This window comes from Chromohalobacter sp. HP20-39, from assembly GCF_033052815.1.
Taxonomy (GTDB): domain Bacteria; phylum Pseudomonadota; class Gammaproteobacteria; order Pseudomonadales; family Halomonadaceae; genus Chromohalobacter.
The window spans coordinates 1-12,579 of sequence record NZ_JAWHTP010000013.1 but is presented as its reverse complement, the minus strand read 5'-3'; the positions used below and the strand labels follow the sequence as shown (position 1 = coordinate 12,579).

Below are 12,579 nucleotides of genomic sequence, written 5' to 3'. Positions count from 1 at the left end.
CAAGTGGTGCAGTTTTTGGGTCGTAAATTTTTTCGGAGGTTATATGAAGCCATTCTTTATTCTCGGGGCGCCCCGCTCTGGCACAACTATGCTGCGAGATATTTTTAAGCAGATAGAAGACTACTATTCGCCAGAAGAGACCCATTTTTTTAGGTGGTCTGCTCCCTATAGAGGTTTTGAATTTGGTAGATATTATCAGAACAATCCTGTGCTTAAGAAACATCGTCAAATAGATGGTATAAGTGATGAACGCTTTTTTGAGCTTTATGAGTCATGTAATACTAAAGCTGAGTTCACTGATGCCTATTGTACTGAGGTTGCAAAAAAGAAAGGGGCAGTATCGTGGTTTGAAAAAACACCACAGAATGTTTATGGACTCCCAATGATTATTGACCAATTTCCGGAAGCTAAAGTTGTTCACTTGGTCAGGCACCCCCTATCCGTAGCGAAGAGCCTTATGGCAGGAAAGGTTATGAAACCACAAAGCTTTGTTGGAGCACTGAATTATTGGCGTGAGGCGGTGGCTACGGTTAACGTGTTGAAGCCAGTTATGGGCAATCAGTTGATTGAGATTCGGTACGAAGATATCCAGAGTGACCCTGCGGGAGCGATGGAACGTTTGGTCAAAGAAGTAATAGAGAAGCCTGTAGATCAGTTGAATCTTAATCACGTGAAAACAAAAATTGACATCCCTTATGCCGACTTTTTAGATGAACAGATTGATCTAGCTATACAGGTGTTGGGGCAGTATCCTTCTCATTATGGATATGAATTGAAGTGACTTAAAGAGCTATATGATGGTCGTAGTCTAAAAACCGACTTTAGGAAAAGTATATGCAAGCTGCCCATTACTCTGAGAAAAAGGGAAAAGGCTAGCTTGCAATAACCATTCTAGTACAAAAGTATTTCTTGGAGTTATGTCAGGCGAATTATAGAGATGCTTAATGACGTTCTTTCTCATGAAATGATTCTATACGGGTATTAACTACTAATAATCCTATAGAGCTCTTTAAACTTGACGTCCAGTGTTTCTAATTTTATTTTATGCGTCATGCTTTGCATGCTTTTATAAATTGACGAGGCCTTAAATGTCTGAAGTATACTTCCACATAGGCTTGCCAAAGAGTGGTTCAAGTGCAATACAAGTATATCTTAATGAAAAATCTAGTGACCTAAGAAGCTTGGGGTATGTTTACCCTTATGATCATGGATACCCTCAGCAGTACCGGACATCTGGTGGCAATGCAAAGAAAATTAGAGAGATCGCAAGGAAAGGATTCCCAGAGGGGGATGTGTCCTCGTTTAAAGATGAGATTGCTTTTTTTTGCGGAAAATTCGAAAAGGTAATTTTTAGTGCTGAAGCTTTATCGGTCATCTTTAAAGATTCTGATCCTAAGCTACTCAAGTCATTGGTCCCGGAAAATGTAGATATAAAGATTGTTATTTATCTGAGGAATCAGATTGATAAAGTGGTGTCGGACATTAACCAAAATATAAAAAATGCTTATAAAACTGACTATAAAATAAATGAAAAATGGTTTGAGTTTAACGACTATGAGGAGCAAATAAGACGCTGGGGACATGCCTTTGGGTATGAATCTTTGATCATTAGGGGGTATGATAAAAAGGAATTCCCTGAAGGGGATGTTGTTAAAGATTTTTGCGAGCATGTTGGTATTCCATTCTTAGGCTATGATACTTCATCCCCAATTAATCCTTCCTTGGGGTGCCAGCACCTTGAGCTTATGCGCCAAGTAAATGCTATAATAAAACACGAAAAAGATGAAAAAATCTTGAAGCACTACATAAAGGGGTTTTTATGGGAAAGTTCTGTTGCAAATGAGGCCGCTAAGGAGAGTGAAAGCAAGCAAAAAAAAGCTACCTATATAGAGAGAGAAACCCTGTCTATGATTGCTGAAAGGTTGTCTGGTAGTAATGAAGCTGTTTACAGAGAGTTTGGGGCTAGCGGATTGAACCTTCATGAAGCTTTAAAAAAGTATAAGGTTGTTGAGCCCTCACACGATTCAAGAGTTTTCGCTGAAATTTTGGTTCGTATGGCTCGTGATAAAAAAACCACAGGGGTGACGAGTGATAGAGTTGTTCAGGAAGTAAAGAGTGCCCCCATGTATAATACTCATGGTAATCTACTTAAAAAGTTCTGCAAACAGCCACTTGAATATATCCGTAGCCTTTTAAAGGCCGCCGTTTTATTCTTAAGAAAGTAATCAGGCTTTTCAGTAAGTCATAAGCTTCGCTGGAGTTTGCTAAAATGTCATTATGTTACTGCAGTCACGCCACGTAAAAGGTGATGTTAAGGAGTCTTAAGTGTCGCCTTGAATATTTTTTAACTACTGTAAGGAAATAGATTGGGTGCTCATTTAGCATGAAGGGCTATGGCAGAGTAAAAAACAGTTACTACATTTTTCTCTCCTCCTTATGCCCCAGTTCTAGCTCTTGAATTTAGGAGATAGCCAAGTTAGCTTTAAATTAATCTGATGCAGGTTTGTTTGTCACGAATCTACGTTAGATGTTTTTCAATGCCGGGGAAGCTATAAGTCCTCGTTTCTCTTTTTATTTTAAGTGTTTTGTTTATAAGTATGAATGTAAAAAAATATAGCTCATTGCCATGGCCCGTTCTATTAGGTGCTAAGTTTGTTCAGATCAACACCGTAGGTACAGTTCTAGCGGCTATATTAGCACTTTTTGGCCAGATAGCAGTGCTGGGAGCCTTTATACTCCCACTAAAAATTGTGATGCTTATGGGAGGAGATGGTTTTCCAGATTTTTTCCCTGATTTCCTGGGAGGTTTCAATAAAAAAATTGTGGTCAGCGCCTTGGCAGGGCTTAGTATATTTTCTTATATTTTTTACCAGCTAAGTGCTAAGGCAATTGAAAAGATTTCACAATCCGGTGTCGTGAGGATAGAAAAGAAAACGCAAAAACTGTACCTTTTTGAAGGCCAAAAAGAGCTTACACAAAAGTCATATGCGAAATACATTAATGCTGTCGCAAGTGTTAGTTTTATTGTTCTTGCTACTGCCTTGCTTTTTTTTGTTTATTCTGAGATAGCAGTTGTTTTTACGAGCTATGGAGTCCTGTGCATAGTCGGCGCGTTGTTTTTTTTAAATAGTAATATGATAAGTTATGAAAAAGGAGTTGCATGCATCCAGAAAAAGATTCCAACATTGTCTGGAGTAGGTTTTTTCCTTATTTTTCTCTGGATACTTTTTGATTACATTTTTCTCTCGATTCCCAACAACTTTTTAGTATTGCTTGTAGCAATAATTTTGGGGAGACAGTTGTTGTCTCAAACTGGCATTGCAGTTAATAGTCTTATTTTTCTTAATAATAATAAGATAAAGCTAAAGGCTATTTTGCTCCATGAGGAGGTGCTTCAATCTAGTGAACAAAAGACCGACAGCTTCTGGGGATTCCTTGAGCCGGGCTCTTCTCCTAACAGGCAACTCCAAGCCTTACTTATGAATATTTCGAGCGCATTCGAAAACGGCTTAGTACTTGAGTGGAGAGATTCAGCTTTACCTGGTATTGCTTTTTTAAATGCAACTAATGGCCATGATGGAAAGACTTACCTAGTTAAGATTTTTGCCAAAAACAAAATCACTGAAGCCCGGCACGAGGCTGCGCTTTTGTTAGAGCAACCAGAGTTATTGCCAAGTCCTGAGCTATTGGCAACCAATGTTATCTTTGAGCATCACCTGCACATATTTGATCTGACAGGATATACTGCATGTTCTAGAGTTCCCAGCCGGTCAGAGCAAGATGAGATCGTAATGTCCATTGGTAATACTAAGTTGGGTGATCTTCTAATATCACGCTATACACGATCTCACCAGATGCTTTGGGATCGCTTAGACGCCTCCCTTCTCAAGAAGATAGCTTTAACAGCTCCGGATAGAGGCGTTGTAGAAACCTTTATGTCAAAGTTATCCAGTATTAAAGATACTCTCAGGTGCCAACCTATCTGTCTTTATAACCCTCAGGTTAACAATTCTCTTCTTTGGGCAAAAAAAAATGGAAGTGTGGTGCTATTGCACTGGGGAAAATGGTCCCTTGAGCCATATGGAGCCGGTTTATCTTTAAATTATGGAAAAAGTGTAAGTGAAAATTATGTCCATTCAGAAGAGCTTGAAATAAAGCCCAGGTCAAAAGAAGAAAGGGAGGGGGTGCTTTTGTCGGCTATTATGTATAAAATTTGGAAGCAGCTAAAAGCGAACCAATTCAATAAGGCTGCCGAAACTATTGATAAGGTATAAGGTTGTTCACCATGCCAACCAAGCCCCCCACCTTGCCTCTTGATGTCAAATTTTCTGTTTGTTGTATATTGCCAACCTTGAATTCTGGAAAAGAAATTCAGAAATGTCTAGATGCATTAATGAAACAGCTGTTTCATTTTGATGTGTTTGTCGTTGATTCATCTTCTGATGATGATACCGTCGATCAGGTAAGGAGATACCTAAAAGATTTTATAACGATCAGGCGTTCAGAATTTAATCATGGTGGCACTCGGCAGATGATGGTTGAACGGTTATCTGGGTACGATATTTACCTCTTTTTGACCCAAGATGCGATTCTGGAGGACAATCGGGCAATCGAGAAACTAGTTCTCCCTTTTATGGACCCTGACATTGGTTGCGCTTATGGTCGACAGCTGCCACATTTTGATGCTACGCCATTGGCGAGGCATGCGCGTCATTTCAATTACCCTGAACTATCTCATGTTCGTTCGCTGGAGGATGGCCGGACTCTGGGCCTGAAGGCTGCATTCATTTCTAACTCCTTTGCTGCCTATCGTGCAAAAGCGCTGCAGGATATTGGAGGATTTCCAGAGAAAGTTATTCTGTCAGAGGATATGTATGTTGCCGCTTCCATGCTTTTGAAAGGATGGAGGGTGGCTTATGCAGCCGATGCCACCTGTCGGCACTCTCATAATTATCGGTTGCTGGAAGAGTTCTCTCGATATTTCGATATAGGGGTTTTCCACTCAGAGGAATCTTGGTTGAAGAGTGCCTTTGGAGGTGTTGAAGGGGAAGGGGTTAAATTTGTCGTTTCCGAGCTAAAGTTTTTGGGTGTCAGGAGGCTTTATTTATGGCCTCGCTCACTTGTTGCCAATGTTATTAAGTATATTGGTTTTTTTTTCGGAAAGCATGAGAAGTGGCTTCCACGATGGTTTAAAGAAAAAATAAGCATGAATAAGAAGTATTGGCACTATGATTGATATCCAGGTCGCTTTGCATCATGAGTAAAAAACGTAAGTCCAAAAGCATAACGGAGCGAGTTCCAGCCCAAGTCTTTGTCCCCTTGATCGATGCCGGGGCCGTGCTCTTTGCCGGCTTCCTGGCCTATTGCATCCGTTTCGGCTCCACGGATGTCCATGATCGCTTTCTGCTGGGTATGCTGATCATCGCCATCTTCGTGGTGATGGCGAATTTCATCGATGGCGCCTATGTGCGCTGGCGCACGACACGCCTTTCCAACATTTTGTTTCGGTTGCTTTGTATTTGGGCAATCGTCGCCCTGTTGGCGACCTCGATCATCTATCTGGCCGAGGCGTCCGTCCGGTATTCGCGCTTGTGGCTGGGGATGACCCTGCTGTTCTCGTTTGCCATATCGGCGGGCTTCCGGGTGCTGGTGATGCTGTTGCTGAAGCGGGCGAGGGCACTGGGGAAGAACCTGCGCGGGGTATTCCTCGTGGGGCCTCAGGAGAACTTGCTCAATGTCGCCCACGGCATGCGTCGGTCGCCGGGCGAGGGGTTTGCCATTTCCGGCGTGCAGCGCGTGAATGAGATGCCGGATGAGGCTTTTCTTGAAACCCTGGCGCGCCGGGTGGAGGCCTCTGGTGCGCGGGAGGTGTGGCTGTGTCTGCCTTTGGAAATGGGAGGCACCGTGCAAAACATCATGTTCGCATTGCGCCACCAGACCGCCGAAGTCCGCTTCCTGCCTGAATTTCAGGATCTGAAGTTGCTCAACCATCGCATCAGCGAGGTGGCGGGGCGCTTCTCCATCGATTTAAGTGTCACGCCCATGACGGAAACGGCGCGCTTTCTCAAGCGCGTCGAGGACGTGGTGCTGGGCACGCTGTTCTTGCTCATTTCCCTGCCTATAGGCGCTGTCATCGCGCTTGTCCTGAGGTATGAATCGCGTGGGCCGATTGTGTTCAAGCAGTACCGTACCGGCGTGAACGGGCAGCACTTCAAGGTCTACAAGTTCCGTTCGATGGAAGTACATGATGAGCCGACCGGCCAGATCACCCAGGCGCAACGGGGCGATCCGCGCGTGACGCCGTTCGGTGCGTTCCTGCGGCGTACCTCGCTCGATGAATTGCCGCAGTTCTATAACGTGCTGCAGGGGCGTATGTCGATTGTCGGGCCCAGGCCGCATGCCTTGAATCATAACGACCACTACAAGGAACTGGTCGAGTCATACATGAAGCGCCATAAGGTCAAGCCGGGCATCACCGGGTGGGCGCAAGTGAATGGCTTTCGCGGCGGGACGGATTCCATCGAGAAAATGGAAAAGCGGGTCGAGCACGACTTGTGGTACATCGACAACTGGTCGCTGTGGCTCGATCTGCGCATCATCGGTTTGACGATCCTGCATGGCTTCATACACAAGAATGCGTATTGACGCATCGTGTGGCATGCAGGCTGACGGGCACATTGGTATATTCACGGGCCGCTGATGATATCAGCGGCTTTTTCATGAAAGGGCCTCGTGGCGTCGCCATGTCGTTACATGGTGCGCCACGGGGCTCGAACGGCTGTTTTTGGGGGTGGAATGCTGCGTTCTCGCCTGTGGGAGCCTAGCGGTATCGGTCGGTCTCCCGATGTTCTTGTGATCGTGGGGGTTACAACGCTGCTGGTGTATGGCCTGTTGCGCGTACTGTGGCCGGCCGTTGGCAGCCCGGCGGGGACTGCCATGGCGTTATTGGGATTGATCGCCGTTTTGAGCTGGGGCCGTGGAATACGCGGTTCCGGGCCATTTTGGCTGTTGCTGTTGTCGGTCGCCGTGCAGGTGCTGTCGTGGGTGCTGGGGTATTTCCACCATCCCGAGTGGGTATCCAGCAACCCGGAAGTCGACCGGCTGGCGAAGTTGTTCATCTTCATCGCTGTGGCCTGGTGGCTGGGAGGCAGTACCCGCAACACCTTGCTGGTGTGGGGATTGGCGGTGCTTGGATACCTCATTGCCTCCTTCGCGGCCGGTGGGCTGGATGAGTGGCGCGAGGGCCTGGAGGGCGTGCGCACCGGCTTCGGCATTCGCAATAACCAGCACGGCTCGATGCTGTTCGGGGTAGCCTTGCTGGGGCTTGCGATTTTCGCGCGCCGCATCATGACACATGACGCGCGCTGGGTGCCGTGGCGCTGCGTGGCCTGGGCGCTGGCGCTGGGCATTTGCGTGGTCGGCATTGCCATCGGGCAGACCCGCGCGGTGTGGCTGGCGCTGGCGGTTTCCCTTCCCGTGGCCGTGTTGATCGTGCTGCTGTGGGCGCGTGCGCGCGGCATGGGCCAGCGCATGCTGCGCCCCGTACTGGGGGGCGTCGGCGTGGGGCTGGTGCTCATCGTGCTGGGCGGTGTGTTCTTCGGGGGCACGCTGAGCGAGCGTTTGGAGACGGAGTCCGGCGTGGTGGTCGAGGTGCTGCAGGGCGACCTGCAAAACGTCCCCTATAGCAGCGTGGGCATCCGCATTCATACCTGGGTGGCTGCGGGCGAGTGGATCGCCGAGCGCCCACTGGTCGGTTGGGGCGGTGAGGGACGTAGCCTGGTGATCGATCATACGTCCTGGCTGCCCGAGTTCGTGAAGGCGAACTTCGGCCACTTGCATAACTTCTTCCTGGAAGTCTGGGTGGCGTATGGCGTGCTGGGGCTGGGTGTCATCGCGGCGCTGGCATTGTGGATCGGCCGGGGCACTTGGCTGGCGTGGCGCGCGGGCGTCATACCCAACGATATGGCGCTGTTCGGGGCGTCGTTCTTCGTGTACTGGATGATCGTCAATCAGTTCGAATCCTATAACGCGTTTTGGACGGGCGTGTACGTGCATAACCTCGTCGTGGGGGGGCTGGTCACGCATATCTGGCGCTGGCAGTTGGAAAGCGGCCGGCGCGTATTCGCCTGGCCGGTGCGGCGGAGCACGTGATGCGCACCTTGGTGGTCGTGCGCTCCCTGAAGATGGGGGGCATGGAGCGGGTGGCGATCAATCTGGCCGATGCCTTTGCCGAGGCGGGACACGAGAGTCACCTGGTGAGTTTTCGCCCGGTGAAAGCACCGCTGTGCCCCTCGCATGCCAGTGTGCAGCAGCATGCGTTGCCGTTAATGCGCTGGAGTCGGTTGACCGTGATCGGCTTCTGCCTGGAGCTGCTTGCCCGCTGGGTGCTCAACCCCTTGTTCAAACGTGCTTTGTTTCTGGGCACTGGCATCATGGGCGGCGTGGTGTTTCGCTTGTGGCTCAAGCGCTTCGAGAAGCGCCATGGCCGCGTGGATCGCATCGTCTTTCGGGGCATCGGCACTTTTGAGCTCGTATGGATGTTCCGCGATACCCGCGCGCGTTATGTACTCGAAAACATAGTGCGTCCTGAAAGGGCATCGTTCAGTCGTCGGTTATTTGCGCGATGCCTGTATCAGGGGCGGCACTTGGTGGCGGTGTCGGAGGGAGTTGCCGAGACGATACGGCAGGGCATGGGCGTTTGGCGTTTTTCACCGGCAAGCTTGAGTGTCATCCCCAATCCATGTCCCATCGCGGGCATACGCCAGGCGATGCTGGCCCCGGCGCCGGATATTCCTGCCGAGCCGTATATCGTCAACGTGGCGCGCATGGTGCCCGCCAAGGATCATGCCTTGTTGCTACGCGCCTATGCGCGCTCGGGCGTGACCTTGCCGCTGGTGCTGGTGGGCGACGGCTGTGAGCGCGCCAACCTTGAAGCATTGGCCACGGAGCTGGATATCGCCGAGCGGGTGATCTTCGCGGGCCGGCAAGACAATCCCTACCCGTGGATGCACCACGCGCGGTTGTTCGTGCTGAGTTCGCGCTTCGAGGGCATGGGCATCGTGCTGTTCGAGGCGCTGGCTTGTGGCACGCCGGTGCTGAGCGTGGATTGCCCCGGCGGCATTCGCATGATTCTCAAGGGCGAGCTTGAAAACAGCATCGTCGCCCATGACGAAGAAAGCCTTGCCACGGGGATACGTGATGCCGTAGCCAACGCCCAACCCATGGTAAAAGAAGCATGGCTGGATGACTTCAAGCCCGAGACTGTCGCGACGCGCTTCATGCAGAAGCCTGATGCGCGCTAGCCATTCTTTGCCATAGCCATATAAGACTTTCGTGCTACGCTTCGTGCGCCATGATTGATATCATGCTAACTATTGATAAAGCATGACGATAACGAGACGTACGTATGGAAGATGGCTCATATCATGCGTTAGGGCCGCGCGGAGAGAATTGGCCTGACAGCGCCAGTAGCACGCAAGGGTGCTGGTGATGCGCTTCTTGTTACCCACCCAACGACGGCTGCCGACGCCCCCCGCCGGCGATCCTGCCTTCGCGCCTCTGGAAGACCCACGCATGTACTGGCCCGTGCAGCGGGCCCGTGTGTCCAAAGTGGTGCGAGAGGGCGCTCAATCCCTGGGCGTACCGGTGGAGCTGGGGTTGCTTGGCCTCTGGCAGCATGAATTACCCGGCGCTGCCTGGGTCGAGCGTATTGGCTTGCCGCGCCGCGCGGTGGAATTAACGCTCGGTGACAAGCTGATCTTGCACGTGAACCCGAATGACCTGGTTCGAGCCACGCACTGGCAAGGCTGGCCCCATAAGCATCGGCCGACTTCCTCGTCGTTCATTTGGGATGGCGAGTGGGATCTACGGCGTGGTGATCTACGCCAGGGATCTCGAGCGCGCTTCATCGCGGATATCGATGCCCACCGAGGCAATCTCACTCAATCGAAAGCCTTCGGCACGTACATGGCTCGCCTGAAGGCCGGCAAGCCCTGGTCGTCGCACCAGCAAGGCATCCTGCTGGATAGCGAGGCCCGCATCCTGACGTTCCTGCGTGTCTACCTGAGTTTCATGGACGACATGGCGATCCGAGGCTTCGATTCCACCCGTGGCAAGGATATGCTGGGCGTCGCCGTCACCCGTGAAGGGCGGCTCCTCAAGATCAACCGGGGCCTGCATCGCCTGGCCATGGCCCAGCACCTAGGGGTGCCGAGCGTGCCAGTAATGGTGAAAGCCGTGCATCGGGAATGGTGGGAAAGGGTGACGCGGGGGGCGCGAGGCAAGCACGCCCTGGCGCTGGTGAAAGAGAGCCTCGCCGACTGTCACCCGGAGATGGCACCGGGCCACTCAACCCTATAGAGTCGTGAAGGCAAAGTATAAGCCTTTCAAAGGCGCACAGTACGTATGGCTTTAGGTTAAACGTACTGGCTGGCGTTAATGGAACGAGTGAGCTATGGGAAAGGGGTAAATGACCGAATCCAACGATGACATGAACTGGCGGTGTTTCATTCGCCATGTGACCACGGAAGTCTTGAACGGTAAGCCTGGGCTCCGGCTCGTTCGGCTCTGTAAGTCACTGTGGTCAACGAATTCCAGTCGTCAGGCGGTGCTACGGCTTCGTCTGACCCAGTTGCTGGGCCACCAAGGCTACCGTTCTCTTGCGAGATGGCAGCGGGCACGACTGGCAATGCGTTTCGGCGTGCACCTCGCCCCGGGAACGGTGATAGGTCGAGGGGTGCGTCTGCCTCATCCCACCTCTATCGTTATTGGTGGCGGGCTGCGTATCGGAGCGCGTTGTCGTATGTATCAGCAAGTTACCCTCGGCGCTGCACCGCCTGGTCATGGAGACCTGATGTGCAGGATTGGGGATGACGTGACCATCTATCCTGGGGCCAAGTTCGTGGGTGAAGGGCGGGTCGGCAACCGCGTTATCGTCGGTGCCAATGCCGTCGTGACCAAGGTCTTCGGCGATAATGTCGTGGTAGCTGGCACGCCCGCCAAAATCGTGCGTGAGATTCGGGCTGACGACCGTACTGGCTCGGAGAAATCGGTAGGGTATGAATAATAGAGAAGTGGCTAGCTTCGCTTTGCCAGAACGTTTGATAGGAGCGGCCTCGAGCAAGGCGCTATCACTGGCAGGATGGTTTATCTTCCCACTGATACCTTGACCTTGTAGTCCAGTGGCAATAAAAGCCGTTAGTGCTCCGCAACAGCGCGTAAAGCTGCCCTGGATTAGAAGATTTTGAAGCACTGTCGTTCTAGTCTTGTGCCCCTTGTAGTTTCAGGTAACGCTGCGCGACCTGCTCGGCCTCCAGATGCGCTACATTCGCAACTCCTACATTTGGAGGGGTTTCCACGACATCATTGATAGCTTGAGCGAAAGCCGTGACATCTCCCATGGGTACCAGAAAACGCGAAAGCTCTTCGGTGAGTATTTCTCGGGGGCCAGATGGGCAGTCGGTACTAACGCATGGTGTCCCACATGCGAGAGCTTCTGCTAAAACAAGCGAAAAACCTTCATAATCGGAGCTAAGCAGTAGCGCTCTGGCTTGGCGCATGTAGGCATAAGGGGAGGCGCGATGCCCCAGCAATATGACACGCCCTTGCAGTCCCAGGCGTTCCACTTCCCGTTCGATAAATTGCTGGGCACTTCCTTTGCCGATAATGACCAACGGTAGCGTTGTGCCGCTCTCTTTGTATGCGGATAGCAATCTATCAAAACGCTTCGGGCGTTGATCCAGCCTCCCCACATACAGCAAGTAATCATCCGGGACGTCATCAACGACTTGCTGGCTTGTCTCGGTGATCGCTTTGAGGTCCAGCGGGTTATGCAAGCCTACCCCTGGCGTGCCCTGGACGTTGAATACGCGGGAAAGCGATTCCAGAATCCCATGTGACACGCCAATCAAACGCTTTCCATTGTAAAGCCGGTGTACCTTGCGACATTTACGCCACCGATCAAGCCCAGTCTTTTTGCCAAGGAAGCCGATGTCGGGGTCGGCGTGCAGGCAGTACCATGCACGCTGCGACACACTGCTGCGGCTGACGACTTGATGCGCATGATGTAAATGCGCCACTACCAGTGTGTCGTGGCTCAAGTCGATATCGTTCAGAAGGCGATCCAGTTGTTTTGCATGATTGGCGTAGCGGTGCAGGCGTTGCCACCTCCCAGCAGGGCTATATGGCAAGCGATGAATCTGGACGCTATCAGGTAAGGTATGCGTAACTCGGTCACTCAAGACGACGAGAGTAACTTCGGCGCCCACGTGCCTGAGCGCAACACAGAGATCACGAATGACGACCGGGGCACCCCCCGTATTGAGGTGATCGGCGATAAAAAGAACGCTGGGCGGCATATATCACGACCTAGTACGAAAATGATGAAATCCAAACAAAATACCACAAAACCGTAGTGAAGGCCCTGCGCCGGTTGGGGCTCTTGGTACCGACCCTCGAGGAAGTGGGTCAGCTGCGCTCCGAGAATAGGCACTGATTCCCTAGTTGTAGGGTCCCGGATGATCAGATGAGCTATAGAAGTTATCCTTTGCTGGCCGCCAAGGAGCTTCTTCAGCAGTTCAT

10 protein-coding genes are annotated in these 12,579 nt (G+C 51.2%); 9 read left to right on the top strand and 1 reads right to left on the bottom strand.

What is annotated here, in order from left to right; translation table 11 throughout:
- Window positions 1-43: 43 nt before the first annotated feature.
- The 9 genes from RVY79_RS16245 to RVY79_RS16205 all read left to right on the top strand — a co-directional run bounded on the left by RVY79_RS16245 (window position 44) and on the right by RVY79_RS16205 (window position 11,065).
- Window positions 44-781 (top strand): sulfotransferase, encoded by a 738-nt coding sequence (locus RVY79_RS16245; protein ID WP_317465493.1) that lies wholly within the window; start codon window positions 44-46, stop codon window positions 779-781.
- A 307-nt stretch (window positions 782-1,088) separates the two neighbouring features.
- Window positions 1,089-2,225, top strand: a complete 1,137-nt coding sequence (locus RVY79_RS16240) for a hypothetical protein (protein ID WP_317465492.1) — start codon at window positions 1,089-1,091, stop codon at window positions 2,223-2,225.
- Window positions 2,226-2,597: 372 nt separating this feature from the next.
- Window positions 2,598-4,274, top strand: coding sequence for a hypothetical protein (locus RVY79_RS16235; protein WP_317465491.1), 1,677 nt, complete (start codon window positions 2,598-2,600; stop codon window positions 4,272-4,274).
- Between the two features lie 11 nt (window positions 4,275-4,285).
- The gene (locus tag RVY79_RS16230; RefSeq protein ID WP_317465490.1) at window positions 4,286-5,236 is read left to right on the top strand and encodes a glycosyltransferase; all 951 of its coding nucleotides are present in this window, start codon (window positions 4,286-4,288) and stop codon (window positions 5,234-5,236) included.
- 20 nt (window positions 5,237-5,256) lie between these two features.
- Window positions 5,257-6,645, top strand: a complete 1,389-nt coding sequence (locus tag RVY79_RS16225; RefSeq protein ID WP_317465489.1) for an undecaprenyl-phosphate glucose phosphotransferase — start codon at window positions 5,257-5,259, stop codon at window positions 6,643-6,645.
- Between the two features lie 150 nt (window positions 6,646-6,795).
- Complete coding sequence (locus RVY79_RS16220) at window positions 6,796-8,151, top strand: O-antigen ligase family protein (protein WP_317465488.1); 1,356 nt, start codon at window positions 6,796-6,798, stop codon at window positions 8,149-8,151.
- On the top strand, window positions 8,151-9,302 hold the full coding sequence (locus tag RVY79_RS16215) for a glycosyltransferase (protein WP_317465487.1): 1,152 nt from the start codon (window positions 8,151-8,153) through the stop codon (window positions 9,300-9,302). The genes RVY79_RS16220 and RVY79_RS16215 overlap by 1 nt, the downstream gene beginning before the upstream one ends.
- A 187-nt stretch (window positions 9,303-9,489) precedes the next feature.
- Window positions 9,490-10,359 (top strand): hypothetical protein, encoded by an 870-nt coding sequence (locus tag RVY79_RS16210; protein ID WP_317465486.1) that lies wholly within the window; start codon window positions 9,490-9,492, stop codon window positions 10,357-10,359.
- Window positions 10,360-10,852: 493 nt separating this feature from the next.
- Window positions 10,853-11,065, top strand: coding sequence for a hypothetical protein (locus RVY79_RS16205; RefSeq protein WP_317465485.1), 213 nt, complete (start codon window positions 10,853-10,855; stop codon window positions 11,063-11,065).
- A 193-nt stretch (window positions 11,066-11,258) separates the two neighbouring features.
- Here the strand turns inward: RVY79_RS16205 and RVY79_RS16200 are convergent, their stop codons facing one another.
- Complete coding sequence (locus tag RVY79_RS16200; RefSeq protein WP_317465484.1) at window positions 11,259-12,356, bottom strand: glycosyltransferase; 1,098 nt, start codon at window positions 12,354-12,356, stop codon at window positions 11,259-11,261.
- Window positions 12,357-12,579: the final 223 nt, after the last annotated feature.